Source organism: Mesorhizobium sp. M0991, from assembly GCF_040318915.1.
Taxonomy (GTDB): Bacteria; Pseudomonadota; Alphaproteobacteria; order Rhizobiales; family Rhizobiaceae; genus Mesorhizobium.
On record NZ_JAMYNE010000042.1, the window covers coordinates 1 to 25,863 of the forward strand.

At 63.7% G+C, this 25,863-nt stretch carries 25 protein-coding genes; 8 read left to right on the top strand and 17 right to left on the bottom strand.

Annotation, left to right across the window (positions count from 1 at the left end; all coding sequences use genetic code 11):
• Positions 1 to 150 precede the first annotated feature (150 nt).
• From NKH70_RS31880 to NKH70_RS31895, 4 genes are read left to right on the top strand one after another with little or no spacing between them, the layout of a single operon-like run.
• On the top strand, positions 151 to 1,158 hold the full coding sequence (locus NKH70_RS31880; RefSeq protein ID WP_352721778.1) for an ABC transporter permease subunit: 1,008 nt from the start codon (positions 151 to 153) through the stop codon (positions 1,156 to 1,158).
• A gap of 1 nt (position 1,159) precedes the next feature.
• On the top strand, positions 1,160 to 2,077 hold the full coding sequence (locus tag NKH70_RS31885) for an ABC transporter permease subunit (RefSeq protein WP_023676823.1): 918 nt from the start codon (positions 1,160 to 1,162) through the stop codon (positions 2,075 to 2,077).
• 4 nt (positions 2,078 to 2,081) lie between these two features.
• The gene (locus NKH70_RS31890; protein WP_352721776.1) at positions 2,082 to 2,957 is read left to right on the top strand and encodes an ABC transporter ATP-binding protein; all 876 of its coding nucleotides are present in this window, start codon (positions 2,082 to 2,084) and stop codon (positions 2,955 to 2,957) included.
• On the top strand, positions 2,954 to 3,784 hold the full coding sequence (locus tag NKH70_RS31895) for a dipeptide ABC transporter ATP-binding protein (RefSeq protein WP_254816240.1): 831 nt from the start codon (positions 2,954 to 2,956) through the stop codon (positions 3,782 to 3,784). The genes NKH70_RS31890 and NKH70_RS31895 overlap by 4 nt, the downstream gene beginning before the upstream one ends.
• A gap of 22 nt (positions 3,785 to 3,806) precedes the next feature.
• Here the strand turns inward: NKH70_RS31895 and NKH70_RS31900 are convergent, their stop codons facing one another.
• A complete protein-coding gene (locus NKH70_RS31900; protein WP_352721774.1) occupies positions 3,807 to 4,727 on the bottom strand; it encodes a LysR family transcriptional regulator in 921 nt (306 codons plus the stop codon).
• Positions 4,728 to 4,820: 93 nt separating this feature from the next.
• On the opposite strand from NKH70_RS31900, the gene NKH70_RS31905 reads away from it, so the two are divergent.
• Positions 4,821 to 5,693, top strand: coding sequence for an NAD(P)H-dependent oxidoreductase (locus NKH70_RS31905; RefSeq protein WP_352917055.1), 873 nt, complete (start codon positions 4,821 to 4,823; stop codon positions 5,691 to 5,693).
• Here NKH70_RS31905 and NKH70_RS31910 read toward each other — a convergent pair.
• The 16 genes from NKH70_RS31910 to NKH70_RS31985 all read right to left on the bottom strand — a co-directional run bounded on the left by NKH70_RS31910 (position 5,624) and on the right by NKH70_RS31985 (position 22,588).
• Complete coding sequence (locus NKH70_RS31910; protein WP_352721772.1) at positions 5,624 to 6,916, bottom strand: cysteine desulfurase-like protein; 1,293 nt, start codon at positions 6,914 to 6,916, stop codon at positions 5,624 to 5,626. The two genes, NKH70_RS31905 and NKH70_RS31910, sit on opposite strands and share 70 nt — an antisense overlap.
• 71 nt (positions 6,917 to 6,987) lie before the next feature.
• Positions 6,988 to 7,662, bottom strand: coding sequence for an amino acid ABC transporter permease (locus tag NKH70_RS31915; protein WP_292656040.1), 675 nt, complete (start codon positions 7,660 to 7,662; stop codon positions 6,988 to 6,990).
• Positions 7,663 to 7,770: 108 nt separating this feature from the next.
• Positions 7,771 to 8,562: an ABC transporter substrate-binding protein gene (locus tag NKH70_RS31920; protein ID WP_352721771.1), complete on the bottom strand. Its 792-nt coding sequence runs from the start codon at positions 8,560 to 8,562 to the stop codon at positions 7,771 to 7,773.
• Positions 8,563 to 8,740: 178 nt separating this feature from the next.
• On the bottom strand, positions 8,741 to 9,136 hold the full coding sequence (locus tag NKH70_RS31925; protein ID WP_352721770.1) for a RidA family protein: 396 nt from the start codon (positions 9,134 to 9,136) through the stop codon (positions 8,741 to 8,743).
• A 74-nt stretch (positions 9,137 to 9,210) separates the two neighbouring features.
• The gene (locus tag NKH70_RS31930) at positions 9,211 to 10,359 is read right to left on the bottom strand and encodes an acyl-CoA dehydrogenase family protein (protein WP_352721769.1); all 1,149 of its coding nucleotides are present in this window, start codon (positions 10,357 to 10,359) and stop codon (positions 9,211 to 9,213) included.
• 234 nt (positions 10,360 to 10,593) lie between these two features.
• Positions 10,594 to 11,406 (bottom strand): enoyl-CoA hydratase family protein, encoded by an 813-nt coding sequence (locus tag NKH70_RS31935; RefSeq protein WP_352721768.1) that lies wholly within the window; start codon positions 11,404 to 11,406, stop codon positions 10,594 to 10,596.
• Positions 11,403 to 11,873: a MarR family winged helix-turn-helix transcriptional regulator gene (locus NKH70_RS31940; protein ID WP_254816232.1), complete on the bottom strand. Its 471-nt coding sequence runs from the start codon at positions 11,871 to 11,873 to the stop codon at positions 11,403 to 11,405. The genes NKH70_RS31935 and NKH70_RS31940 overlap by 4 nt, the downstream gene beginning before the upstream one ends.
• A complete protein-coding gene (locus NKH70_RS31945; RefSeq protein WP_352721766.1) occupies positions 11,867 to 12,640 on the bottom strand; it encodes an SDR family NAD(P)-dependent oxidoreductase in 774 nt (257 codons plus the stop codon). The genes NKH70_RS31940 and NKH70_RS31945 overlap by 7 nt, the downstream gene beginning before the upstream one ends.
• A complete protein-coding gene (locus NKH70_RS31950; protein ID WP_352721764.1) occupies positions 12,637 to 14,931 on the bottom strand; it encodes a bifunctional salicylyl-CoA 5-hydroxylase/oxidoreductase in 2,295 nt (764 codons plus the stop codon). Before NKH70_RS31950 ends, NKH70_RS31945 begins: the two co-directional genes overlap by 4 nt.
• 143 nt (positions 14,932 to 15,074) lie before the next feature.
• Positions 15,075 to 15,674: a VOC family protein gene (locus NKH70_RS31955; protein WP_352721762.1), complete on the bottom strand. Its 600-nt coding sequence runs from the start codon at positions 15,672 to 15,674 to the stop codon at positions 15,075 to 15,077.
• An 81-nt stretch (positions 15,675 to 15,755) separates the two neighbouring features.
• The gene (locus NKH70_RS31960) at positions 15,756 to 16,586 is read right to left on the bottom strand and encodes an ATP-binding cassette domain-containing protein (RefSeq protein ID WP_352721760.1); all 831 of its coding nucleotides are present in this window, start codon (positions 16,584 to 16,586) and stop codon (positions 15,756 to 15,758) included.
• Entirely contained in the window at positions 16,579 to 17,469 is an 891-nt protein-coding gene (locus NKH70_RS31965) for an ABC transporter ATP-binding protein (protein WP_352721758.1), read from the bottom strand. The genes NKH70_RS31960 and NKH70_RS31965 overlap by 8 nt, the downstream gene beginning before the upstream one ends.
• A complete protein-coding gene (locus tag NKH70_RS31970; protein ID WP_352917059.1) occupies positions 17,466 to 18,314 on the bottom strand; it encodes an ABC transporter permease in 849 nt (282 codons plus the stop codon). Before NKH70_RS31970 ends, NKH70_RS31965 begins: the two co-directional genes overlap by 4 nt.
• Complete coding sequence (locus NKH70_RS31975) at positions 18,307 to 19,314, bottom strand: ABC transporter permease (RefSeq protein WP_352721754.1); 1,008 nt, start codon at positions 19,312 to 19,314, stop codon at positions 18,307 to 18,309. The genes NKH70_RS31970 and NKH70_RS31975 overlap by 8 nt, the downstream gene beginning before the upstream one ends.
• 64 nt (positions 19,315 to 19,378) lie before the next feature.
• Positions 19,379 to 20,905, bottom strand: a complete 1,527-nt coding sequence (locus tag NKH70_RS31980) for an ABC transporter substrate-binding protein (RefSeq protein WP_352917061.1) — start codon at positions 20,903 to 20,905, stop codon at positions 19,379 to 19,381.
• Positions 20,906 to 21,013: 108 nt separating this feature from the next.
• A complete protein-coding gene (locus NKH70_RS31985; protein ID WP_352979793.1) occupies positions 21,014 to 22,588 on the bottom strand; it encodes a phytoene desaturase family protein in 1,575 nt (524 codons plus the stop codon).
• A 117-nt stretch (positions 22,589 to 22,705) separates the two neighbouring features.
• Between NKH70_RS31985 and NKH70_RS31990 the strand changes: the two genes are divergently transcribed.
• The 3 genes from NKH70_RS31990 (at position 22,706) to NKH70_RS32000 (ending at position 25,859) form a co-directional block, all read left to right on the top strand.
• Entirely contained in the window at positions 22,706 to 23,497 is a 792-nt protein-coding gene (locus NKH70_RS31990; RefSeq protein ID WP_352721751.1) for a cyclase family protein, read from the top strand.
• 311 nt (positions 23,498 to 23,808) lie between these two features.
• A complete protein-coding gene (locus tag NKH70_RS31995) occupies positions 23,809 to 25,380 on the top strand; it encodes a phytoene desaturase family protein (RefSeq protein ID WP_352721750.1) in 1,572 nt (523 codons plus the stop codon).
• Positions 25,380 to 25,859 carry a MarR family winged helix-turn-helix transcriptional regulator gene (locus NKH70_RS32000; protein ID WP_352721748.1) on the top strand — a complete coding sequence of 160 codons (480 nt, stop codon included), beginning with the start codon at positions 25,380 to 25,382 and terminating at the stop codon, positions 25,857 to 25,859. The genes NKH70_RS31995 and NKH70_RS32000 overlap by 1 nt, the downstream gene beginning before the upstream one ends.
• The last annotated feature ends 4 nt before the right edge of the window (positions 25,860 to 25,863 follow it).

Below are 25,863 nucleotides of genomic sequence, written 5' to 3' on the forward strand. Positions count from 1 at the left end.
GTTTTTGACCGCCTAACAACATAGGTGGGGGGGTCTTTTTTGGGCCCCGGGTTGTCTTCAGGTGGTTTGTTGCGGGCCCTGCATTTTATTTTTTCTGACCATTTTCCGGCGCGGCTGGTCCCCCCCGGCCCCGCCGTTCTATGAAGCAAGATGCTCCGTTATCTCCTCCACAAGCTCGCTTTGATCATCCCGACCGTGTTCGGCATATCGCTGGCGGCGTTCGCTTTCGTCCGGCTTCTGCCGGGCGATCCGATCCTGGCCCTGGCCGGCGAGCGCGGTGTCAGCCCCGCACGCTACGCCCAGCTCGTCGAGCAGTTTGGCTACAACCGGCCCTATGTCATCCAGTATTTGGAATATATCGGCAGGGTCCTGACCGGCGATTTCGGCATATCGATTGCCACCAAGCGGCCAGTGCTCGGCGAATTCCAGGCGCTGTTTCCGGCCACGCTGGAACTGGCGACGGTGGCGTTGATCATCGCCATTCTGCTTGGCATCCCCGCCGGCATTTTCGCTGCGGTCAAGCGTGGCTCGTGGTTCGACCAGGCGACGATGGGTGTCGCGCTGACCGGCTATTCAATGCCGATCTTCTGGTGGGGATTGCTGCTGATCATCTTTTTCTCAGGCTATCTCGGCTGGACGCCGGTTTCCGGCCGCATCGGCCTGCAGTATTTCTTCAAGCCGACAACGGGGTTCATGCTGATCGACAGCCTGATCTCCGGCAGGAGCGGCGCTTTCAGATCCGCCGTCAGCCATTTGATCCTGCCGTCGATCGTCCTGGCGACGATCCCGCTCGCCGTCATAGCGCGCCAGACGCGCTCGGCGATGCTCGAGGTGCTGGGCGAGGACTATGTCCGCACCGCGCGCGCCAAGGGCTTGGCGCCGCGCCGTGTCATCGGGCTGCACGCTTTTCGCAACGCGCTGATCCCGGTGGTCACCACCATTGGCTTGCAGGTCGGCACGTTGATGGCGGGCGCCATTCTGACCGAAACCATTTTTTCCTGGCCAGGCATCGGCAAATGGATGATCGACGCCATCGGCAAGCGCGACTATGTCGTCGTCCAGAGCGGATTGCTGATCATCGCGCTGATCGTCATGGCGGTGAACCTGATCGTCGACGTGCTCTACGCCGTCATCAATCCGCGCATCCGGGTGCAGTGAGATGACCGACGAATCCGCCGCCGAAGCCACCGCTGCCTCCATCCCGACAGGCGGCAGGCAAAGGGCGTTTGCCGAGTTCTGGCACTACTTCTCGATGAACACCGGGGCCGTCATCGGCCTTGTCGTGTTTTCGGCGCTGGTGCTGGTGGCGATCTTTGCGCCGTTCGTCGCCCCGCATTCGCCCGACGAGCAGTTTCGCGATGCGCTGCTGGCACCTCCTGCCTGGCAGGAAGGTGGCAAATCGATGTTCCTGCTCGGCACCGATGCGGTCGGCCGCGACATGCTTTCACGGTTGATCTTCGGGGCGCGTTTCTCGCTGTTCATCGGCCTGGTGGTGGTCGTCTTCTCGCTCACCAGCGGCATCGTGCTTGGCGTGCTCGCCGGCTATTTCCGCGGCTGGGTCGACACGCTGATCATGCGTATCATGGATATCATCCTGGCCTTCCCGTCGCTGCTTCTGGCGCTGGTGCTGGTGGCGATCCTCGGCCCCGGCCTGTTCAACGCCATGCTGGCGATCGCGCTGGTGCTGCAGCCACATTTCGCGCGTCTCACCCGCGCCGCCGTGATGGCAGAAAAGAACCGCGAATATGTGATCTCCGCCAAGGTGGCCGGCGCCGGTCATCTTCGCTTGATGGTGAGGACGATCCTGCCGAACTGCCTGGCACCGCTGATCGTGCAGGCCACGCTGTCCTTCTCCAACGCTATTCTCGAGGCCGCGGCGCTCGGCTTCCTTGGTGTCGGTGCGCAGCCGCCGACGCCGGAATGGGGCACGATGCTCGCCTCGGCGCGCGAGTTCATCCTGCGCGCGCCTTGGGTGGTGACCTTCCCCGGCCTTGCCATCCTGATCACTGTGCTTGCCATCAATCTGATCGGCGACGGCCTGCGCGATGCCTTCGACCCCAAGCTGAAGAGGTCATAATCCAATGCCTCTTCTCGAGATCAAGAACCTGACCGTTTCCTTCGACACCGCCGCCGGACCATTCATGGCGGTACAAGGCATCGACCTGTCGGTCGAACCGCGCGAGGTGTTGGCGATCGTCGGCGAATCCGGTTCGGGAAAATCGGTGGCGATGCTGGCGGTGATGGGGCTTTTGCCGAACACGGCGACGGTGAGGGCGGACCGCATGGCCTTCGACGGCATCGACCTGCTCAAGCTCGGCCCATCCGAGCGGCGCAAGATCGTCGGCAAGGACATCTCCATGATCTTCCAGGAGCCGGTCGCCAGCCTCAACCCGTGTTTTACCGTCGGCTTCCAGATCGAGGAGGTGCTGCGCTTCCACATGGGCATGGACCGCGCCCAGCGCCGGGCGCGTGCCATCGAACTAATGCAGCTCGTCGGCATCGCCGACCCCCAGGAACGGCTGGGCTCCTTCCCGCACCAGATGTCGGGTGGTCAGTGCCAGCGCGTCATGATTGCCATTGCCATCGCCTGCAATCCTAAGCTTTTGATCGCCGACGAGCCAACCACGGCCCTCGACGTCACCATCCAGAAGCAAATCCTCGATCTGCTGGTCGGCCTGCAGACCAAATATGGCATGGGCCTGATCATGATCACCCACAATATGGGCGTCGTCGCCGAGACCGCCGACCGCGTTATCGTCCAGTATAAGGGCCGCAAGATGGAAGAGGCCGATGTGCTGTCGCTGTTCGAGTCCCCTAAGAGCAACTACACGCGCGCGCTCCTGTCGGCGCTGCCGGAAAACGCCGTCGGCGACCGGTTGCCTACTGTGTCCGACATGCTGTTCGAGCCGGCCCCGTCTGTAGTCGCAGCTCGATCCGCAGGAGGAACCGCCGCATGAGTGTGACGGTAGTCGAAGGCAAGAACATCGTGCGCGACTATCATGTCGGCGGCGGGCTTTTCCGCCCCTCTCGTACGGTTCATGCGGTCAAGGGTGTTTCGTTCAGCGTCGACAAGGGCAAGACGCTGGCCATCGTCGGCGAGAGCGGCTGCGGCAAGTCAACACTCGCCCGCATCATCACCCTGATCGATCCGGCGACCTCCGGCGAGCTTTTCATCGACGGCAAGAAGGTGGACATCGCCAGGGACGGCCTGTCGAAGGAAATGCGCCGCAAGGTGCAGATCGTCTTCCAGAACCCCTATGGTTCGCTCAATCCACGCCAGAAGATCGGCGACGTGCTTGGCGAGCCGCTGCTCATCAACACCGACAGCACGGCCGACGAGCGGCGCGATCTTGCCATGAAGATGCTGAAGAAGGTCGGTCTCGGCCCCGAGCACTACAATCGCTACCCGCATATGTTTTCGGGCGGCCAGCGCCAGCGCATCGCCATTGCCCGCGCGCTGATGCTCAACCCTAGCCTTCTGGTGCTGGACGAGCCGGTCTCGGCACTTGATCTTTCGGTGCAGGCCCAGGTGCTGAACCTGCTTGCCGACCTGCAGGACGAGTTTCAGCTGACCTATGTTTTCATCAGCCACGACCTGTCGGTGGTGCGCTACATCGCCGACGACGTGATGGTGATGTATTTCGGCGAAGCCGTCGAATACGGCTCGCGCGACGAGGTCTTCGCCGACCCCAAGCACAGCTACACCAGGACGCTGTTTGCGGCGACGCCGCGTGCCGACGTTGCCAGCATCAAGGCAAGGTTGGCGAAGAAGAAGGCCGCCTGATCCGGCAAGGTTTGCCGGCCGGCTACCGCTTCTCGATCCCCGGAATGCCGGCAATCTGCTCGGCGAGAAAGTCGACCAGCAGCCGCACCCGGGCAATGCCGGCGCGTTCCGGGACGATCAGCATGCTCAGTGGGACGGGAGGCGGAAAATAGTCCGGCATGACCACCTCCAGCCGGCCGGCCGCCAGAAGATCGTCGACAAGCCAGTGGTGCGCGGGTGCGATACCGCGTCCGGCGACAAGGGCTTCGCGCGCGGCAAGCCCATGGTCCACACGAAATCGCCCGCCAAAGGGCACCGCAAAGGTCTCGCCGCCAGGCCCCTGCAGGGTGAGCGTGTCGCTTCCCGCGATGTTCGACATCCGGATGCCTTCATGGCCAGGCAGATCCTGCGGGACAGCCGGTCTGCCCCGCGCCGCCAGATAGGCCGGCGCCGCCACCAGCAGACGCCGGGACTGGCCGAGCGCCCGCAGCTTCATCGAGCTGTCGGTGAGCGGACCGAGGCGAAGCGCGATGTCGACGCCCTCCCGCACAAGATCTATGCGCTCGTCTGTGAGGCTGAGATCGATCCCGATATGGGCATGGCGGTCCTGAAAGCCGAAGATCAGCCGGCTGACATGCAAGACCCCGAGCGCCGCCGTGCAGGATATCCGGATCGTGCCGGCCGACGCGCCGCGCGTGCCCCGCGCCTCGTCGCCGGCCTGCTCAACGAGGCGCAGGATCTGGACGCTGTCGGCATAGTAACGGCTGCCTTCATCGGTCATCGTGACGCGCCGGGTGGTCCTGCTGAGCAAGGGCACGCCGACGGCCTCCTCGAGTTCTCGCAAATGCCGTGTGACCGTCGACTGCCCAACTCCGAGTTCGCGCGCCACCGCCGAGAGGCTGCCGCGCTCGGCAACGCGAACGAAGGTGCGCATGCGTTCGAGGGTGACGTCCGATCTATCCATTATTCGGCATTATCTTATACATTCACTACATATAGTGGATTAGCCCACGGCTGGCTACCTTTGGTGTCTATCGTCCTTCTTCGGAGTAGACCCATGAAAGTCCTGCTTGTTTTTGCGCATCCTGAACCGCGTTCGCTCAACGGCGCCTTGCGTGACGTCGCCATTAGGGAACTCGAGGCCCAGGGCCACGAGGTGCGGGTGTCTGACCTCTATGCCGATGGTTGGAAATCCGAGGTAGACCGTGCCGACTTTCCGTCGTGGCCGCCCGAAGCACGCTTCATTCCGGCCGGCGCCTCCAAAAAAGCTTTTGCGAGCGGCACTCTGACCGATGACGTCAAAGCGGAGATCGACAAACTGCTATGGGCCGATACCCTGATCCTCCAATTCCCGCTGTGGTGGTACGCCATGCCGGCGATCCTCAAGGGCTGGGTCGATCGGGTGTACGCCTACGGCTTCGCCTATGGCGTCGGCGAGCACAGCGATAAGCGGTGGGGCGACCGCTTTGGTGAGGGAACGCTCGCCGGCAAGCGCGCGATGCTGATCGTGACCACCGGCGGCTGGGAGGAGCATTATTCCGCTCGCGGCGTCAACGGCCCGATCGACGACCTGCTGTTCCCGATCAATCACGGAATTCTATACTATCCGGGCTACGACGTGCTTCCGCCGTTCGTGGTCTACAGGGTGGACCGTTTTGGGGAGGCCGATTTCGAGCCTGTCGCGGAGCGACTGCGCGAAAGGATGCGGACGCTCGAGACAATCCAGCCCATTCCTTATCGGCAGCAGAATGGCGGCGATTACTTGATCCCAAGCATGCAATTGCGTCCCGGCTTGGAGAACCCGGGTGCGACCGCCTTCGCGCTTCACGAGGATCGCGCCGGCGCCGCCGGTCAGCCCGATCAGGACAGCCTGGCAATGATGGTGCGCAGCGCCTCGCCGAAGCGCTGGACTTCCTCGATCGTATTGTAATGCACCAGCGAGGCGCGCACGGCGCCGCTGTCCATGCTGAGGTTGAGCCGCTTCATCAGGCGCGGCGCATACATGTGGCCGTCGCGAATGCCGATCTGCATCTCGGCCATCTCCTCGACGATCCTCTGCGGCGACAGCGTGCCGATGTTGAAGCAGAAGGTCGGCACGCGCTCGCTGAGGCGTGCCTCTTCGGCCACGCCGTAGATCGTCGCGCCGCAATCTTTGAGCACCGCCAGCATTTCGCGCGCCAGCACCTGCTCGTAGTCGCGGATGGCATTCATGCCGGCGACGATGTTGTCGCGGCGCGACCGGTTATTGGCTGGAGCAAAATTGCGGCCGATCGATTCGAGGTAGCGCACCGCGGCATCCATGCCGGAGACGTTCTCGTAAATGAAGGTACCGGCCTCGATCTTGTAAGGCGGCTCGTCGGGGATGAAATCTTCGCGGAAGGTCGGCAGGCGCTTCAGAGTTTCGAAGCGGCCCCACAGGAAGCCCATATGCGGCGAGAAATTCTTGTAGCCGGAGCAGACCAGATAGTCGCAGTCCCAAGCCTGCACATCGATCAGCCCGTGCGGCCCGTAATGCACGCAGTCGAGGAACACTTCAGCGCCTGCCGCATGCGCAATCCCAGCCACGGAAGCAACGTCGACAATCGAGCCGATCGAATGCGCCGTCACCGTGCAGGCCACGAGCCGGGTGCGCTCGGAGACCAGCGGGCGCAAATCGTCGACATGCAGATTGCCGTCCTCACGCATCCGCCACCATTTGAACTTGGCGCCGGCGGGCGCCAGCGCCAGCCACGTCGCGATATTGGCGTCGTGATCCATGTCGGTGATGACGATCTCGTCACGCTCCCCGTTTGGGCGCTCAGAAAGCATCTGGCCGATGCCGAGGCTGACCAGGCGGATGAACGAAGTGGCGTTCATGCCGAAGCAGATCTCCGCCGGGTTGGTAGCGTTGATCAGCAAGGCCACGCTTTCGCGCGCGCCGGCGACGGCTTGATCGACGGTGACGCTGCGGCCATAGCGGCCGCCGCGCTGCACATTATGCGCGACCAAATGGTTGGTGACCGCATCGAGCACGCTTTGCGGGATCTGCGCGCCGGCGGCGTTGTCCATGAAGACGAAGTCTCCGGCTTGCTGCAAGGCGGGAAACATGGCGCGGATCGTCTCGACTGGGAAAGCTGCGGCATCGCCCGTTTTCGAAATCTGATGCTGGTTCAAGGTCGTCTCCTGCGAAGTGCCTAACGGAAGTTGATGTTCGGAGAATTGGCCGATGGAAATCGTTCGCGCCCTCAGCGGGTCTTTTCGGTCTGGAAGCGGCGTTCCAGGAGGCTGACGAGACGGACCATCGGCCAGAGAAAGATGAGATAGACCAGCGCCGCGCCGATCAGCGGTGAGGGGTTGGCATAGAGTGATTGCGCGTTGGTCGCTTCCTTCAGCAGTTCCGGCAGCGCCACGGTGGAGGCGAGCGAGGTGTCCTTGAACATCGAAACGCAGTTGCTGGTCATCGGTGGAATGACGACGCGGATCGCCTGCGGCAGCACTACCTTGCGCAAGGTCAGCAAGAACGGCAGGCCGAGCGCCTGCGCCGCCTCGAACTGGCCGCGCGGAATGCTTTCTATGCCGGAGCGGAACACCTCGGCCGAATAGGCCGCCATGATGATGGCGAAGGCCATCACCGCGGACGTCCACGATGACAGGCGAATGCCGAGGAACGGCAGCGCATAGTAGATCAGGATCAGCACGACCAGCACCGGCATCGCCCGGAAAATGTCGATGTAGCCGACAGCCAGCAGCCGAAGCGGCTTTGGCGCATAGAGCCGCACCAGGCTGATCGCGAGGCCGACGGGAATACCGATGCCGATGCTCATGATTCCGAGCAGCAGCGTGTTCAGGAAACCGCGCAGCAACGCCGGCAGGCTGGAGACCATGACGTCGGCGTTGAAGAAGGTGTCCAGCAGCGACATCGCAGCATTTCCGAAACGTTTGGCGTCCCGCGACGCTCGAGCCCGAGCCCGAAATCCGAAATCGTGCCGGCACGAAAGCCGGCACGACATTTAAGCGCGAACTGCCGTTCAGGCCTTCGGCATAGGCATTTCCTTGACGGTCGAGGAATCGGCCGGTGCGTCGCTGCCGAACCACTTCTTGTGGATCGCGGCCAGCGTGCCGTCCTTCTTCATCGCGGTCAGCGCGTCGTTCAGCTTGCCGAGCAGCGGGTGGTCCTTGGTCATCATCAGGCCGTACTGCTCGCCGGTCTTGATGCGCTCTTTTACGGCGAGATCCTTCATCCTGGTGAAGGAATATTCCAGGCCCGGAATATCGCTCACCGCCGCATCGACGCGGCCGGAGCTGAGATCGAGCAGCAAATTCTGCTGGGTGTCGTAGCCCTTGACGTCACTGAACCCGTCCGCCTCCTGGTGGGCCTTGACCCAGGCTTCGCCGGTCGAGCCGGACAGCACGCCGACGATCTTGCCCTTAAGGTCGGCCTCGGCCTTGATTGGACTGTCGGCCTTCGCGGCGATGCCCATGTCGGAATCATAGTAGGACTGCGTGAACGACTGCGACTTCAGCCGCTCCGGCGTGATGGTGATCGACGAGATGGCGACGTCGATACGCTTCGAGGTGGTGGCGGCGAACAACGCCTGGAAACCGAGGTCGGCGATATCAGTGGTCATGCCGATACGCTTTGCCGCTTCGTTGATGATGTCGACTTCGAAACCCTCGAACGTGCCGCTCTCGTTCTTGTATTCAAAAGGCGGATTGGTCGGATAGGCGCCGACATTCAGCGTGCCTTCGGCATAGGCCGGGCCGCCGGCGATGCCGATGGCGGCAGCAACAAGAAGCAGGTTGCGACGGGTGAAGTTCATTTTCGTTCCCTCTGGTTGTGATCGGACGGGTTTGGCCCCGCACGGTTTTGATGCGCCAAGTGACGGGACTGCCGGAAAGCCCTCCCGGCACGGCAGTCGTAAGACATCGGATGCTATCCAAAGTACGGCGCTTTTCAAGGCGAAAGTTTTAAGCTTAAAAAATTGCCGCGTGATGCCGTCACTCCGGAATAACCGCCGTGGCCTGGATCTCAACCTTGGCGCGATCCTCGACCAGCGCCATCACCTGCATGGCGGCCATCGCCGGAAAATGCCGGCCGATCACCTCGCGATAGACCTCGCCGATCCCCCTGAGATTGGCCAAATATTCCGCCTTGTCGGTAAAGTACCAGGTCATCGAGGTGATATGCTCAGGCGTGGCGCCGGCCTCGGCGAGCACGGCGACGATATTGGCCAGCGTCTGCCGCACCTGGCCGACAAGATCGTCGGTCTCGAAGCGGCCCTGCCCGTTCCAGCCGACCTGCCCGCCGACGAAGACAAGCTGCCCACGCGCGGCGACGCCATTGGCGTAGCCGACGGGTTTCGCCCAGCCTTCCGGCTGCAGGATGGTGTGCATATCAAAGCCTCCCAATGCTCAAATCCGGTCGCTCAAAACTCGAAGACAATCAATTCTTCCACACAACTCCGGTCTCAGGCCGCTCCCAATACTTGCCGCGCAATCACCACCTTCTGCACGTCGGACGCTCCCTCGTAGATGCGCAGTGCCCGGATCTCGCGATACAGGCTTTCGACGATATGGCCCCTGCGGACGCCGTCGCCGCCATGCAGCTGCACAGCCTTGTCGATCACCTCTTGCGCTTTGTCGGTAGCGAACAGCTTGGCCATGGCGGCTTCGCGGGTAACCCGAGCCGCGCCCATGTCCTTGGTCCAGGCGGCACGATAGACCAGCAGCGCGGCGGCATCGACATCCAGCGCCATGTCGGCGATGTGGCCCTGCACCATCTGCAGCTCGGCCATCGGTGCACCGAACAGCCTGCGCTCGGCCACTCTTTTGATGCTTTCGTCCAGCGCGCGCCGGGCAAAGCCGAGCGCTGCTGCGCCGACAGTCGAACGGAACACATCGAGCACGGACATGGCGATGCGAAAACCGTCACCGGGTTTGCCGACCAGCGCCGAGGCTGGAACGCGTGCGTTGTCAAAGGATAGCCGGGCGAGCGGGTGCGGCGCGATCACTTCCAGCCGCCCGGCGACAATCAGCCCCTCGGTTTCGGAAGGCACGACAAAGGCGGAAAGCCCCTTGGCGCCGGGCGCCTCGCCGGTGCGGGCAAAGACAACATAAAAGTCAGCGATACCGCCGTTGGAGATCCAGGTCTTTTCGCCGGACAAGAGATAGCTGTCGCGGTCACGCGTGGCCGTCATTTCCATATTGGCAACGTCCGAGCCAGAACGCGGCTCCGACAGCGCGAAAGCCGAAATCGCCTTGCCAGCCCGTGTCTTCGCCAGCCAGCTCTGCTGGTCGGGCGAGCCGAACAGGCTGAGCGCACCAGTGCCGAGCCCTTGCATGGCGAAGGCGAAATCGGCCAGCCCGTCATGCCGGGCCAGCGTCTCGCGTGTGAGGCAGAGCGTACGCACGTCGAGCGGTGAGGGGTTGTCGGTATCGAGCGCCGTCGGCTTCAGCCAGCCGTCCTTGCCGAGCTTGGCCACCAGCTCGCGACAGGCTGCGTCGACATCGTCATGCGCAACCGGCAGGTTCTTGTTGCACCATGCCTCCAGCCGCTCCGCCAGCTCGCGGTGGCGATTCTCGAAGAACGGCCAGGAGAGGAAGGAACGGTCAGGCATTGTGTCTGCCTCCGCTATCCTTCAGGGCTTGTGCTCCACGGCGCCCCCCTCTGTCCTGCCGGACATCTCCCCCTCTAGGGGGGAGATTGGCGGCTTCGCTGCCACGGCTCTCCCTGCGATGTTGGAGATTGGCGAAAGCGGGCCTGACATCCAATCTCCCCCCTTGAGGGGGAGATGGCCGGCAGGCCAGAGGGGGGTTCTGTCCCGCCAGCGTGCCCATGGAAGCGATCATCCTCAATCCCCCTCGAACACCGGTTTTTCCTTGGCGACGAAAGCCGTGTACGCCCGCTCGAAATCGCGGGTCTGCATGCACATCGCCTGGGCCTGCGCTTCCGCTTCGATCGCCTGGTCAAGCCCCATCGACCATTCCTGGTTCAGCTGCGTCTTGGTCATGCCATGGGCGAAGGTCGGGCCGGAAACGATGCGCGCGGCCATGTCGAGCGCGTCGGCCTCGAGCGTTGCGGCATCGACCAGCCGGTTGTAGAAGCCCCAGCGCTCGCCTTCCTCGGCGCTCATCGTGCGACCAGTATAGAGCAGCTCGGCGGCGCGGCCCTGGCCAATGATGCGCGGCAGGATCGCGCAGGCGCCCATGTCGCAGCCGGCAAGGCCGACGCGGGTAAAAAGGAATGCTGTCTTGGCCTGGGGCGTGGCGATACGGATATCGGAGGCCATGGCGATGATGGCGCCGGCGCCGACCGCCACGCCGTCGACCGCCGCGATAATCGGCTTGCCGCAATTCAGCATCGCCTTGACGAAATCGCCGGTCATGCGGGTGAAGGCGAGCAGCGCCTTCATGTCCATCTTGACCAGTGGGCCGATGATTTCGTGGACATCGCCGCCCGAGCAGAAATTGCCGCCATTGGGAAGGAACACCACCGCATCGACATCGTCGGCATAGACGAGATCGCGAAAAGTGTCGCGCAATTCGGCATAGCTGTCGAAGGTCAACGGGTTCTTGCGTTCGGGCCGATCGAGCCGGATTTTTGCGATCTTGCCTTCGACCTGCCAGAGGAAATGCTTCGGCTTGCGGCCCGCCATCTTCGTCATTCCCGTCCCTCCCAATTGCTGCGGAAGGAGGTCAGCATGCCGGTCAACCGGCGCGCCTCGTCCTCGCTCACATTGCCCAGCAACTCGCCGACCCATTTTTCATGCGCGGCGGCGATCACGGCGAAAGTCTTCGACCCTTCTTCGGTCAGCCGCACCATCGAAGTGCGGCGGTCGCCATTGCGTCGGGCCCGCATCACCAACCCTTCCGAGACCAGCCGGTCGATGATGCCGGTGACATTGCCGTTGGACACCAGCAGGAAGCGCGACAGGTCGCTCATCAGCATGCCTTCCGGCGCCCTGTAGAGCGCAGCCATCACGTCGAAGCGTGGCAGCGTCGTGTTGAACTCTTGCCGCAACCGCTCGCGCAGCTCGGCCTCGATGGTGCGCGAGGCGCGCAGCAGGCGTATCCACAGCCGCAGGCGGTCCTTGCCGGGTCCGGACGGGGCGGGCAGGGGACCGGCTACCATGTCTCACCTCCGGAGATCGAAATCGTCTGCCCGGTAATCGACCGGGCGTCGTCGCCACACAGATAAAGTACGGCGGCCGCAATTTCTTCCGGCTGGATGAAGCGGCCTTGCGGGTTGGTCGCGGCAAGGCTTGTCCGTGCCTGCTCGGACGAGCGGCCGGTCGTTTCGACGATGCGCTGGACGGCGCTCTCCAGCATCTCGGTTTCGACAAACCCTGGGCACACCGCATTCACTGTTATGCCGGACTTGGCGGTCTCGACGGCGAGTGCCCGCATCAGGCCGACGACGCCATGCTTGGCGGCAACGTAAGCTGCGACATAGGGATAGCCTTTCAGTCCGGCGGTGGAAGCGACGAAGATGAGACGGCCAGTCTTGCGCACCGCCATGCCGGCCAACGCCGGCTTCACCGTCAGGAACGCACCGGTCAAGTTGACGTCGAGCGTGCGCTGCCAGTCTGCCAGCGAGGTCCGCTGCGCCGGGGCACTGCCGGACATACCGGCATTGGCAACGACGATGTCAAACGCTCCGCGTGCCGCTTCCGCCGCCTCGTAGAGCGACGCCATCGATGCCTCGTCGGTGACGTCGGCGGCAATGGCGAAGATACGCTTGTTCTCAGCGGCGACCTCGGCAAGCGCCGCTTCGCGCCGGCCGCAGATGGTCACGTCGACGCCGGCCCCGGCCAGCACCAGCGCGATCGCGCGGCCGACGCCGGAGCCGCCGCCGGTGACCAGCGCATGCCGCCCCGAAATCGTCGCCGCGGCACTCATACTTTCAACCCCGCTGCCGCTTCGCGCTCGGCCAGCCGGAAGAGCTGGTCGCGGCCGGGCAGATAGGGATCCGGCCATTTGGCGCCGCGATCGCCAAGCGTGACGGCCGCGTGCAGCGTCCAATAGGGATCGGCAAGATGCGGCCTAGCCAGTGCGACGAGATCGGCGCGGCCCGCCATCAGGATCGAGTTGACGTGGTCCGGCTCATAGATATTGCCGACCGCCATCGTCGCCATGCCGACCTCGTTGCGGATGCGATCGGAAAACGGCGTCTGGAACATGCGGCCATAGACCGGTCTTGCCACGGCCGAAGTCTGGCCGGCCGATACGTCGCAGATGTCTACGCCGGCCTCATGCAGCAGCCGCGCGATCTCTACGGCATCGGCCGGCGTCACGCCTTCGATGCCCAGCCAGTCATTGGCGGAGATGCGCATCGAGATCGGCTTCTCGGCCGGCCACGCGGCGCGCACCGCATGAAAGATTTCCAAGGGATAGCGCATGCGGTTTTCCAGCGAGCCGCCATAGGTGTCGGTGCGCCGGTTGGTCAGGGGCGTGATGAAGGAGGACAGGAGATAGCCGTGCGCGGCGTGGATTTCGAGCATGTCGAAGCCGCAGCGCGCCGCCATCTCGGCCGAGGCGACAAACTGGTCGCGCACCATATCCATGTCGGCGCGGTCCATCGCCTTCGGCACCTGGTTCTCCGGCGACCACGGCACGGAAGACGCTGCCATGACCGGCCAATTGCCTGAGGGCAGTGGCACGTCGGTTCCCTGCCAGCCGACCCTGGTCGACCCCTTGGCACCGGAATGGCCGATCTGGGCGCAGATCTTGGCCTCGGTCTCGGCATGGACGAACTCCACCAGTCGCTTCCAGGCGACCTCATGCTCGGGCGCATAAAAACCGGGGCAGCCAGGCGTGATGCGGCCCTCCGGACTGACGCAGGTCATCTCGATGTAGAGGAGGCCGGCGCCGCCCTTGGCCCGTTCGGCGTAATGGGCGAAATGCCAGTCGGTCGGACAGCCGTCGACCGCTTTGTATTGTGCCATCGGCGAGACGACGACGCGGTTCTGCAGTGCCATGTCGCGCAGCCGGAACGGCGCGAACATCGGCGCGCGACGCAGATTGTTGCCCCCGGCGCCGGCCTGGCGCTGGAACCACTCCTCGGCGCCGGCCAGCCACTCGGCATCGCGCAGCCGCAAATTCTCGTGACTGATGCGCTGCGAACGCGTCAGCAGCGAATAGTTGAACTGCACCGGATCGAGGCCGAGATAGCGCTCGACCTCCTCGAACCATTCGAGCGAATTGCGCGCCGCCGACTGCAGCTTCAGCACTTCGGTGCGGCGGGCGTCCTCATATTTGCGGAAGGCTGCCTCGAGGTCCGGCTCGGACTCGACATAGTCGGCCAGCGCCACCGCGCTTTCCAGCGCCAGCTTGGTGCCGGAGCCGATCGAGAAATGCGCGCTCGCCGCCGCGTCGCCCATCAGTGCCAGGTTCTTGTAGGACCAGCGTTCGCACAAGACACGCGGGAAATTGATCCAGGCCGAGCCGCGGATATGATTTGCGTTGGTCATCAGCGCGTGGCCGCCGAGATGGCGGGCAAAGATGCGCTCGCAGACGGCAATCGATTCCTGCTGCGACATCGCGCCGAAGCCGAAGCGCTGCCAGGTCTGCTCGCTGCATTCGACGATGAAGGTCGCGGTATCTCTGTCGAACTGGTAGGCATGCGCCCACACCCAGCCATTTTCGGTCTTTTCGAAGATGAAGGTGAAGGCGTCGTCGAATTTCTGACGGGTGCCGAGCCAGACGAACTTGCATTTACGGATGTCGATATCGGGCTTGAACACGTCGACGAAGGCGCCCCGCGCTTTCGAGTTCAGCCCGTCGGCGGCGACGACCAGGTCGTGCGTCTCCATATATGGCTTGGGATCGGCGATATCGGTCTCGAACACCAGCTTGACGCCGAGTTCGCGCGCCCGCCGCTGCAGCAGGGTGAGCAGCCGCTTGCGGCCGATGCCGCAAAAGCCGTGACCGGTCGAGACCGTGCGCACGCCGTCATGGATGACGGCGATATCGTCCCAATAGGCGAAATGCTTGCGGATCCAGGTGGCGCTGACCGGGTCGTTCTTGGTCAGGTTCTCCAGCGTTTCGGCCGACAGCACGACGCCCCAGCCGAACGTATCATCGGCACGGTTGCGCTCGAACACCGTCACGTCATGCGCGGCATCCCGGAGCTTCAGCGAGATGGCAAAGTAGAGCCCGGCTGGTCCGCCGCCGAGAACCGCAACTTTCATCGTGCGATCTCCTCTTCGCTTCTGTCCGTCGAGTTTACGCCTGAGGCGGATTAATTCAAGCTTGAAGTTTCAGGATTGAAACAATCTGCCTCAGAAACCCAGCTCGCCGGCAGTCGGCTTGCGCAGGCCAAGGACGTCCCGGGCTATTTTTCCGGGTTCTTCGGGCTCCACAGCACCGTCTCCGCATCTTTTTCATAGGCCATGCCATTGGGATAGCTGATCGCTTCCAACTGCAAGCCCCAGGGCGCCTGGAAGTAGAGGATGGTCTGGCCGGCGGCCGGGCCTTCGGTAACCGGCAGCGGCCCCATTCGCGTCTTGACGCCCTTGCCGTCAAGATAGGCTTTTGCGGCGGCGATGTCGTCGACATAGAAGGCGATATGGAAGCCGCCTATGTCGCTGTTGCGCGGCGTCAGGTCCTTCTGGTCCGGCGCTGTGTATTTGAACAGCTCGATGTTCGACCCGTGTCCGCAGCGGACCAGGGTGATCTCCTCGATCACCGCCTTGGGATCGACGCCCAGCAGATCCTGCATGAACGTGCCCTTGTCGTCGGCGAACGGGCCGAACGACATCGCCTTCTTGCAGCCGACCACCTCGGTAAAGAAACCGACGGCCTGCTGCATGTCGGGGACGGTGACGCCGGTGTGGTCGTGGCCACGCATGCCGGGTATCGAATCAGCCGAGGCTGCTCCCATCGAGCCGAGCAGAGCGGCCGCAAGCATTGCATTTCTGACTGCGTATTTCATTCCAGTTCTCCTCCGTTTCGTGAGCTGACTTGTCGACGCACGCCCGAGGCCCGCTCTTCGGCGTGCGAATAGGACTGTGTTTCATGCCGGCGCCTTTGCGGCGGGCAGCAACCAAGCGTCATCGATCTCGGGCAGCGGAATGGCGGCGAGGAGGTCGCGCGTGTAAGCCTGCTGCGGCTTCTCGAACAAAGTATCCGTAGCGCTGGCTTCGACGATCGCGCCTTCGCGCATGACGATCACTTGCCGGCACAGCCGCCGAATGACAGAAAGATCATGGCTGATGAAGGCAACGGTCAGGCCCATTTCCGCGGCGAGTTTTTCCAGCAGCGTCAGGATCTGCGCCTGCGTCGACACGTCGAGGCCGGAGACGATTTCGTCGGCCAGCACGAATTTCGGCGACAGCGCCAGCGCCCGGGCAATGCCGACGCGCTGGCGCTGGCCGCCCGACAGTTCGTGGCGGTAGCGGCTGGCAAAGCTCTGCGGCAGGCCGACGCGCTGCAGCGCCTCCGCGACACGGTCCCTGAGGTTGTCGCCAAACCCGTTCTGCTTGAGCGGGGCTGCGATGATGCTGAAGATGGTGCGGCGCGGATTGAGCGACGACATCGGATCCTGGAAGATCATCTGCAGATTGCGGCGCAGCGGCCGGAGCTCCGCCTCAGGCAGATGCGTGATGTCGCGGCCGTCGAAGGTGACGGTGCCGGCGCTCGGCTCCAAAAGCCGCACCAGCGCGCGGCCAAGCGTCGATTTGCCGGAGCCGGATTCGCCGACGATGCCGGTCACCGATCCCCTTGGCAGGTCGAAATCGAGGCCTTTCAGGATCTCGGCCAGCGGCGCGCGGCCGATCAGCGGCTTGCGCGTCATATCGGGCAATGCAACCTTCAACCCGCGCACGGAAAACAGCGGCTCAGCCATGCGGCGGCCTCCAGGCCTGGTCGGAGGCGGCGATCTCCGCGGCCAGTCCGGCCAGTACCTTATCGTCGACCGGCTTCAGCGACGCGAATGGATCGGTGTAGCGCGGCGTCGCCGCCATCAGTGCCCGCGTATAAGGATGCTGCGGTGAAGCGAAGAGCGCTGCCGTCTCGGCCTCCTCCACCACCTTGCCGGCATAGAGCACGGAAACTTTCTGGCTGATCTTGGCGACGACGCCGAGATCGTGGGTGACGAACAGGATCGCCGTGCCATGCTCGCGCTGCAATTGCGCGATCAGCCGCAAGATCTGCTTCTGCACGGTCACATCGAGCGCCGTGGTCGGCTCGTCGGCGACGATCAGCCTTGGTTCGGCTGCGAACGCCGCGGCGATCAGCACGCGCTGGCGCATGCCGCCGGACAGCTCGTGCGGATAGCATTTGAGGACACGCTCGGGGTCGCGGATCTGCACCTCGTCCAGCAATTGGCGGATGCGTGCATCGGCCTTCTCGCCGCTCCAGCCGAGGATGCGCACCAGGCGGTCGGTCATCTGCGGGCCGATGCGCCGTGACGGATTGAGCGCCGTCAGCGGGTCCTGCGGGATCAGCGCGGTGCGCGCGCCGATCAGCGTGCGCCGTGCCCTGGGCTGGAGCCGGCCGAGGTCCTCGCCCTCGAGCAGCATATCGCCTTCGACGATGCGCACGCTCGGCGGCAGCACGCCGAGCACGGCCTTGCCGATCATCGTCTTGCCGGCGCCGCTCTCGCCGACCAGCGCGCGGACTTCTCCGGGCTCGACGGCGAGCGACACCGAGCGCAGCACGCGCAAGCCATTAGGCAGCACCGCGCTAAGGCTGCGTATGTCGAGGCAGGATTTCGCAGGCGCGTTCATCGCAGCACCGGATCGAAACGTGCCCTGAGACCTTCGCCGAACTGGCTGAACGACAGCACCGTCAGGATCAGGGTGACCAGCGGGAACACCAGCACCCACCAGGCCTGATGGATCGACAGGCGGCCCTCGGCGATGATGCCGCCCCAGGTCGGGTCGTCGGTCGAGATCGACAGATTGACGAAGGACAGGATCGCCTCGACGATGACGGCAATGCCCATCTCCAGCGACAGCAGCGCGACGATCGACGGCACCACATTGGGCAGCACTTCGCGCAGCATGATGCCGATGCGGCCATAGCCGGCGATGCGGGCGTTCTCGACATAATCCATGCGCGATTGGCCCATGGTCTCGGCGCGGATCACCCGGCAGAAGCGCGTCCAGTCGATGACGGCGATGGCAATGATGACGGAGCTCAAGCCGGTGCCAAGCACGGCAACCAAAAGGATGGCAAACAGCACCGGCGGAAACGCCATCCAGACATCGACAACGCGCGAGATGATGCGGTCGGCCCAGCCGCCGAAATAGCCGGCGATCAGGCCGAGCGTCGAGCCGACCAGGCAGGCGGCAAGGGCTGCCGCGAAAGCGACGATGAAGGCGATGCGGGCACCGAAGATCAGCCGTGACAGGAGATCGCGGCCGAGGCTGTCGGTGCCGAGCCAGTAGCCGGGCTCGGCACCGGTCAGCCAGAACGGCGGCAGGCGCTCCAGCATCAAATCCTGCGCCAGCGGGTCCTGCGGTGCGACCAGCGGCGCGAAAATTGCGGCCAGCAGCGCAATCAGCAGCCAGCCGCCGGCCAGCCATAGGCGGGCGCGCGAGCCATGTCTTGAAATGCGGGCCTCATCCATGGCGCAGCCTCGGATTGAGCAGGGCGTACATCATGTCGACGGCAAGGTTGATCAGCACGAACAGCAGCGCGAACACCAGCACGATGCCCTGGATCAGCGGCAGGTCGCGATTGATGACGGCGTCGATCGCCATATTGCCGAGGCCTTCATAGGAAAACAGCCGTTCGACGATGACCGTGCCGCCGATCAGGAAGGTGAACTGCACGCCGACCAGCGTCAGCGTCGGCAGCGCCGCGTTCTTTAGCGCCTCGCGCAGGATGACCTGCGTTTCCGAAAAGCCCTTTACCCGCGCCAGCACGACATAGTCGAGGTCGAGCACTTCTTTCAGCGACTGTTTCAGCAACTGCGAGATGATCGCGGCCAGCGGCAGCGCCAGCGCAATCGCCGGCATCAGCATGTGTGCCAGCAGGTCCCTGGTCAGGTCGAAGCGCAGCCGTACGATGCTTTCGAACAGATAGAATTGCGTGACGAAGGGCAGGTCGAGCTGCGGCGACACCCGGCCAGAAATGTCGAAGATAGGCACCAGCACGCCGAACAGAAGAATCAGTACCAGGCCCCACAGGAAATCGGGAATCGAGAGCGCCGCACCGCTGGCAATGTCGATTCCGGCCTCGACCGCGGTGCCGCGCTCGCGCGCGCCGAGGATCGCCGTCGTGCCGCCGATCGCCAGCGCCATCACAAGCGCGACGATGGCGAGTTCCAGTGTCGCCGGGAGGCGAGTGAAGACCAGCCCAAGCACGTCCTGTCGCAGTGAGATCGAAGTGCCGAAATCACCCCTGACGACACCGGCCAGCCAGATGAAGAACTGCTGGACGATGGTCTTGTCGAGCCCGTAAAGCGCGCGTAGCCGCGCGATGTCGGCATCGGTGGCGCCGGGCGGCAGCATCATCGCGATCGGATCGCCCGGCGCGACGCGGATGACGATGAAGACGACGACGGCCACGCCGAACAGCGTGATCGCCATCGTCAGAAGACGGATCAGGAATCTTTGCAGCAGCATGGTCGCCCGTGGCGGAAAATGCGCGCCGTCATTCCGGACGGCGCGCGGCAAGCCAAAGACTGTCTCAGGCCGGGCTCATCAGCGCCGGCAGAAGCGCGCCGGACACATGCTGCACGACGTTTACGCCCTTGGCATGCACGATCGGTTGCGCATACTGGATCAGCGGCAGCACATAGGCCTGTTCGGCGATGTATTTGTCGACGGCCTTCCAGCCGGCAATGCGCTTGGCCTCGTCCTTCTCGCCCCATAGCGGGTTGATCATGTCGATCAGATCCTGACTGTCCCACACCGAATGCGGACTTGGGCCGTACATGGCGAAGCCGGTCGACGTCGTGGGATCACCGATGGCGTTGCCCCAATTGTAGAAGGCCGCCGGCGCCAGCTTGTCGGCGGCGCGCAACTCATAGTGCTTGGCGATCTCGTAGACCTCGATCGTTGCCTCGATGCCGACCTTGCGCCACATGCCGACGATCGCCTGGATCATCTCGTAGTCCTTGGGCTTGAAGCCCTTGGTCGTCTGTATCGTGAACTTGACTGGCTTTTCCGGCGAATAGCCGGATGCGGCCAGCAATTCCTTGGCCTTTTCCAGGTTGTGCTCGACCTTGATCGACGCATCGTAGGCGGCGTATTCCGGCGTCTCCAGCGTACCGATCGGCTGGCCGTAGCCGCGCAGCAACCGATCGACCAGCAGCTTCTTGTCGACCGCCATCACCGCCGCCTGGCGCACGTTCTTGTCCAGCATCACGTCGATGTCGTTGAAGAAGATCATGCCGATGTCGGAAACGTTCTTGCATGAGCCGGCAAGTCCGTCCTTGGCGATCAGGCGGTCATATTCCTCATAAGGGATTTCCAGCGTCACCTGCGAGGAACCGGACTCGATCTCGGCGACGCGGCTCGCCGCATCGGTGACGAACTTGATGGTTACGTTTTCGAAGGCCGGCTTGCCGCCCCAGTAGTTAGGGTTGGCCTTGAGCCGCAGGAAGGCGTTGCGCTCGAATTTGTCGACCATATAGGGCCCGGTACCGATCGGGGCTTTCTCAAAACCCTCGGCGCCGACCTTCTCGTAATAGGCCTTCGGCATGATGTAGCCGGTGAGGAACGACATCCACTTGAAATACACCGGGTCGAATTGCACGACGTCGCCGGTGATCTTGTTCCCGTCGATCTTGAAGTTGTTGACGTTCTTCCAGACGAACTGGATCGGGTTGCCGGTCTTCTCGTCGCCCGCCCGCTGCAGCGACCAGACCACGTCTTCGGCCGTGAATGGCGAGCCGTCATGCCAGGTGACGCCCTCGCGCACCGTCATCATGATCTTGCTGCGATCTTCGTTCCAGCCCCATTCGGTGAGCAGGCCCGGCGCAAAGGACAGATCCGGCTTCTGCGGGATGAACTGGTCGAACACCGATTGGTATAGGCCCTGGATGGTCGGGTTGACTGCCGAAGGCCCGGTGGTCGGGTCCCAGGACGGCAGGTTGACATTGTAGGCGATGGTCAGTTCGCCGGCTGCCTTGGCCTGTTGCGGCAGACCGAGCGCCGTGGCGCCAAGTGCGGCCGCGCCATATCCGAGCAATTCTCGTCTGTTGATTGTCATGGTCGTTCCCCTGTTGCTTTTATGCGCGGTGTCGTTGTCAATCGGTGGGCTCAGGCTCCTTGGGCAACCGCGCCTTGTCCTCCTTCACCCTAGTTGAAAATTACGGCTTTACCTCCCGCCAAGTTGTTGCGCGAGCATGAAGCCCGACGCCGCCCCGGTGCCGGCGCCGGGCCATGTTGCCGCCCCGGTCACGTGCAGATTGCTGACCGGCGTGTTCCAGCCGGCGTAACCGCGCGCCGGCCGGAACAGGAAATTCTGCGCCAGATGATGGCTGCCGCAGATCTGGTCGCCGCCGACAAGGTTCGGGTTCTCGCCTTCGAGGTCGATGGGCGAGAACACGGCGCGGCCGAGGATCCTCCGGCGAAGGCCGGGCGCATAGCGCTCGATAATGTCGAGGACGCGCTCGGCGTAGTGCTCCTTGACCTCGTCCCAGTGAGCCGCCGCGATAGTGCCCGCCGCATCGCCCACAATCTCGGCCGGCAGCATGCGCACCTGCACCCAAAGCACGTGCTTGCCGTCGGGCGCGCGCGATGCGTCCACCGCCGTCGGCTGACCGACGACCAGCACCGGTTCATCCGGCAGCATGCCTGCCATCGCCTGCTGGTAGGTCCGCGACATGGCGTCGAGCGACGACGAAAGGTGCACATAGGCGAACTGCCGAAGCTCGGCGCCGGCGCGCCAGTCCGGCAGATCGTCGAGCGCCAGATGGATCATCATCGTCCCCGGCGCATGGCGAAAGTTTTTCATGGCCGTGTCGAAACCGGCGTCGCCGGAACCGTTCGGCAACAGTTCGCCCGCCAGCGCCTTTGGCGCGACACCGGCGATAACAGCCTTGGTGGCGGTGTGGGTCTCGCCTGAAGCAAGGCGCACGCCGGTCGCCTTGCCGGCGGACACCGTGATTTCGGCGACGTCAGCCCCAGTGACGATCTTGCCGCCGGCGGCCGTGAGCATGCCCGACAAAGCGCGGATGATGGTGTCGGCGCCGCCCTTGCCGAGCACCATGCCGAAGCACTGGTTGGCCATGGATTCGAGGTAAGGGAACACCGCGCCGCCGGCGATATCGGGGGCAAAGTCGAGATGCATGCCCCAGGTGGCGAGCGTCGCCCTGACATGCGGTGACTGGAAAGTCTCCTCGAGCCACGCGCGGGGTGAGGAAAGCAGCAACCGCCCGGTATCGAGCGCGCCAGCAAAACCCTGCTTGCGCCACAGGTTCCAGGCGGTGCCGGCGAGTGCTCGGCCGCTCATCGGCGAGCCCAGCAGCCGGAACAGATGCTCGGCTTGCGTCGGGAATGCCGCAACCAGACCACGCCATGTCTGTGCGTCGGCCTCGGAAAAAGCGGCTATCCGTCCAGTGGTCTTTTCCAGGTCGCTGCTGACGCCGAACCAGCGACCGTCGGGGAAGGCGCTGGCAAAACAGTCGGCCGCCGGCACGAATTCCAGCCCGTGGGTTTTCAATTCATTTGCATATTTCTTGTGGAAGCCCGAACCAGCGAACAGGCTCACATTCATCGCACCGAAATCGTGCCGGAAGCCCGGCAGCGTGAATTCGCGCGTCTGGACGGCGCCGCCGATCGTTGCGTTGCGTTCGAAAACCGCAGTTTTCCAACCTTTGAGCGCCAGATGCGCGGCGCATGCCAGACTGTTGTGGCCTGCCCCGACAAATATGGCGTCGAACTCGCTCACGCCCCGTCCCATTTCCTTTATGCTTAAAGATAATTGCAGATGCATATGTTTTCGTCTAGTAGGATATTAAGGGCCGCGAGAGCCTTCAGCACCATCGAGAAAGAGGGAACAGAGACCATGGACACACAACAACTCCTCGGCGAAGTTGCCGGCCAGCTTCTTTCCGGCGCCATCCAGGTGGTCGACCTGACGGCGCCGCTCGGGCCGGACACGCCGCTGATCAAGCTGCCGCCGGAACTCGCGGTGGACACGCCGAAGATCGAGATCCACGCCATCTCCGCCTATGACAAGAATGGCCCGTGGTGGGCGTGGAACTGGCTCAAGCTCGGCGAGCATTCGGGCACGCATTTCGACGCGCCCAACCACTGGATCACCGGCAAGGATTATCCGGACGGTGCTACCGACACCATTCCGGCGCAGAACTTCGTCGGTCCGGTCAACGTCATCGACTGTTCGAAGCAAGCGGCAGCCGATCACGATTTCCTGCTCACCGTCGATCACATCGAGGCATGGGAAGCCGAACATGGCGCTATCAACGCGGGCGAGTGGGTGGTGATGCGCACCGACTGGTATAAGCGCAACGGCTCGGAAGCCGAGTTCCTCAACGCCAATGAGACCGGTCCGCACACGCCCGGCCCGACCGCGGAAGCCATCCAGTATCTGATCGGCAAGGACATCAAGGGCTGGGGCAGCGAGACGATCGGCACCGATGCCGGCAAGGCCGGCGGCATGGAGCCGCCATTCCCGGCGCACAGCCTGATGCACAAGGCCAACCGCTACGGTCTCGCCAGCCTTTGCAACCTCGACCGGCTGCCGCCGAAGGGCGCGATCCTGATCGCGGCGCCGCTCAAGATCGAGCACGGTACCGGCAGCCCGATCCGCGCGTTGGCGTTGGTGCCAAGGCAATAGGGTAGCTGCGGTCTTCGGGAGAAGATCATGTGCGCAGGCAATATCGTGATGATGGGTAGAGGGTGGCAGCTTGGCAAGGCTGCCGCTCTACGGCGCCCCCCTCTGTCCTGCCGGACATCTCCCCCTCTAGGGGGGAGATCGGCCGTCGATACTGCCTTCGCCAATCTTCAACGTCGTAGGAATGAGCGGAGCGCCGAAGCCGCTAATCTCCCCCCTAGAGGGGGAGATGTCCGGCAGGACAGAGGGGGGCGCGCAGGAACGCCAGCCCGCGCAAATGAATTCCACCTTCCGCTCACCGGGAGCAATCGTCGATGAGCGCTCCCGATCACATCATCGTCGGCAGCGGCATCAACGCGCTGGTTTGCGCGGCGATGCTTGGCGGCAAGGGGGCGAAGGTGCTGGTGCTCGAGCGCAACGACCGCATCGGCGGCTGCATGCGCACCGAAGAAATCACAGCGCCCGGCTTCATCCACGACGTGATGGCGACGACCTTCGTCCTGTTCATCACCTCACCGGCCTATGCGGCGCTGGGCAAGGATCTGGCGCGGCACGGCCTGGAGTTTTGCAACACCTCCACGCCGACCGGCGTGCTGCGCCCGGACGGCAGCCATGCCGCCCTGCGCACCGACCGTACCGCCAATGTAGCGGCGATCAATGCAATCGCCGCGGGTGACGGCGACCGGCACGGCAGCGATGTCGGCGAGATCGAGCGCAACGCCGGTCTGCTGTTCGGGCTGCTCGGTGGCAACCTGTGGTCCTACCCAACGGCCAGGCTGCTGGCGGGCGAAGCGTGGCGGCGCGGGCCGCGTGGCCTTGCCGCCTTTCTCGGCAGCGCGTTGGTGCCGGCGCGCGGTTGGCTGGAAAGCACCTACCAGTCGGAAATCATGCGCGCGCTCTGGGCCCCCTGGGTGCTGCATGCCGGCCTCGGGCCCGAAGATGCGTTTTCGGGCCAGATCGCTAGGGTTATCGCCTTTGCACTCGAAGCCGCCGGCGCGCCGGTTGTCAAGGGCGGCGCCAAGAACCTGCTGTCCGCGTTCGAAGCGCTGATCAAGGAGCGCGGCGGTGTGATCCGCACCGAAGGGGACGTTGCCTCCATCGTCCAGAGCGGAGGCCGCGCCACCGGTGTGCGGCTGGCTTCGGGCGAAACGATCAACGCGAAGAAGAGCGTTATCTGCTCGGTCACGCCGACCCAGCTCTACGAGCGGCTGCTCGGCGACGCGGCTCCGAAAGCCGACGTCGAGGCAGCGCAAAAATACCGCTACGGCAAGGGCAATTTCCAGATCCACTATGCCTTGGACAAGCCGCCGGCATGGCGCGGCGAGGGCCTGGACAAGGTCGCACTGCTGCATCTGACGCCAGGGCTCGACGGGGTGTCGGAGGCCTGCAACCAGGCCGTGCGCGGCATGCTGCCGGAGGTGCCGACCATCTGCGTCGGCCAGCCGCACGCGCTCGACCCGTCGCGCTGTCCAGACGGCAAGGCGATCCTGTGGCTTCAACTTCCCGAGGCGCCTCGCAATATCAAGGGTGATGCGGCCGGCAAGCTCGAGACGCCTGCGGATGGCCACTGGACCGAGGCGCTGCGCGAAGCCTATGCCGACCGTGCCGAAGCGATCCTCGCCAGCCATATCGAAGGATTCAAGGACAGCGTCATCGCACGTCGCGCCTATTCGCCGGCCGACCTGGAAGCGATGAACATCAATCTGGTCGGCGGCGATCCCTATGGCGGCTCCTCGACTATTGACCAGTCGTTCCTGTGGCGGCCGTTCAAGACGAGCCGCAATCACGCCACCGGAGTCAAGGGACTCTACCACATCGGCGCCTCGACCCATCCCGGCGCCGGGCTGGGCGGCGGCTCCGGCTTTCTCCTGGCGGGGAGTCTGTGATGGAACAGAAGGTTGAAAAGCGCCAGCGCATCTCGACTTTGGGCCAGATCGGCCTGCAGCAATTCGCGCCCTATCTGATGAACCGCATCATGGGCCGCTACAACGCCACCTTGCGCGACAATTTCCGCAAGCAGGGCCTGACCATTCCGCAGGTGCGGACGCTAGCCGTATTGTCGGTCACCGATGGCGCCACCGTCAACGATCTCTCGGTCTATACTGTCATCGAGCAGTCGACCTTGAGCAGGACACTCGACACGCTGGAGGGACAAGGGTTTGTTCGGCGCGAGCAGGGGGTCACCGACAGCCGGATCCGCCATGTGTTCCTGACCGACGATGGCCGCGCCGAATTCGCGCGCGCCTGGCCAGCCATGCACGACGCTTTCGAGACTATGTTCGACGACATCGACGATGCCGAATACGCGGCGCTGATCGCGACGCTGCAGAAGATGCTGAAGAACATTCGCAAGCACGACATCTGACGAT

Bases quoted from the DNA above. Each gene is read 5' to 3' on its own strand.
- NKH70_RS31900 (WP_352721774.1), bottom strand. From the start codon at position 4,727: ATGGATAGATCGGACGTCACCCTCGAACGCATGCGCACCTTCGTTCGC.
- NKH70_RS31930 (WP_352721769.1), bottom strand. From the start codon at position 10,359: ATGCCTGACCGTTCCTTCCTCTCCTGGCCGTTCTTCGAGAATCGCCAC.
- NKH70_RS31990 (WP_352721751.1), top strand. From the start codon at position 22,706: ATGGACACACAACAACTCCTCGGCGAAGTTGCCGGCCAGCTTCTTTCC.
- NKH70_RS31895 (WP_254816240.1), top strand. From the start codon at position 2,954: ATGAGTGTGACGGTAGTCGAAGGCAAGAACATCGTGCGCGACTATCAT.
- NKH70_RS31880 (WP_352721778.1), top strand. From the start codon at position 151: ATGCTCCGTTATCTCCTCCACAAGCTCGCTTTGATCATCCCGACCGTG.
- NKH70_RS31940 (WP_254816232.1), bottom strand. From the start codon at position 11,873: ATGGTAGCCGGTCCCCTGCCCGCCCCGTCCGGACCCGGCAAGGACCGC.
- NKH70_RS31905 (WP_352917055.1), top strand. From the start codon at position 4,821: ATGAAAGTCCTGCTTGTTTTTGCGCATCCTGAACCGCGTTCGCTCAAC.
- NKH70_RS31980 (WP_352917061.1), bottom strand. From the start codon at position 20,905: ATGACAATCAACAGACGAGAATTGCTCGGATATGGCGCGGCCGCACTT.
- NKH70_RS31970 (WP_352917059.1), bottom strand. From the start codon at position 18,314: ATGGATGAGGCCCGCATTTCAAGACATGGCTCGCGCGCCCGCCTATGG.
- NKH70_RS31995 (WP_352721750.1), top strand. From the start codon at position 23,809: ATGAGCGCTCCCGATCACATCATCGTCGGCAGCGGCATCAACGCGCTG.
- NKH70_RS31975 (WP_352721754.1), bottom strand. From the start codon at position 19,314: ATGCTGCTGCAAAGATTCCTGATCCGTCTTCTGACGATGGCGATCACG.
- NKH70_RS31915 (WP_292656040.1), bottom strand. From the start codon at position 7,662: ATGTCGCTGCTGGACACCTTCTTCAACGCCGACGTCATGGTCTCCAGC.
- NKH70_RS31945 (WP_352721766.1), bottom strand. From the start codon at position 12,640: ATGAGTGCCGCGGCGACGATTTCGGGGCGGCATGCGCTGGTCACCGGC.
- NKH70_RS31965 (WP_352721758.1), bottom strand. From the start codon at position 17,469: ATGAACGCGCCTGCGAAATCCTGCCTCGACATACGCAGCCTTAGCGCG.
- NKH70_RS31955 (WP_352721762.1), bottom strand. From the start codon at position 15,674: ATGAAATACGCAGTCAGAAATGCAATGCTTGCGGCCGCTCTGCTCGGC.
- NKH70_RS31885 (WP_023676823.1), top strand. From the start codon at position 1,160: ATGACCGACGAATCCGCCGCCGAAGCCACCGCTGCCTCCATCCCGACA.
- NKH70_RS31925 (WP_352721770.1), bottom strand. From the start codon at position 9,136: ATGCACACCATCCTGCAGCCGGAAGGCTGGGCGAAACCCGTCGGCTAC.
- NKH70_RS31935 (WP_352721768.1), bottom strand. From the start codon at position 11,406: ATGACGAAGATGGCGGGCCGCAAGCCGAAGCATTTCCTCTGGCAGGTC.
- NKH70_RS31920 (WP_352721771.1), bottom strand. From the start codon at position 8,562: ATGAACTTCACCCGTCGCAACCTGCTTCTTGTTGCTGCCGCCATCGGC.
- NKH70_RS31950 (WP_352721764.1), bottom strand. From the start codon at position 14,931: ATGAAAGTTGCGGTTCTCGGCGGCGGACCAGCCGGGCTCTACTTTGCC.
- NKH70_RS31960 (WP_352721760.1), bottom strand. From the start codon at position 16,586: ATGGCTGAGCCGCTGTTTTCCGTGCGCGGGTTGAAGGTTGCATTGCCC.
- NKH70_RS32000 (WP_352721748.1), top strand. From the start codon at position 25,380: ATGGAACAGAAGGTTGAAAAGCGCCAGCGCATCTCGACTTTGGGCCAG.
- NKH70_RS31890 (WP_352721776.1), top strand. From the start codon at position 2,082: ATGCCTCTTCTCGAGATCAAGAACCTGACCGTTTCCTTCGACACCGCC.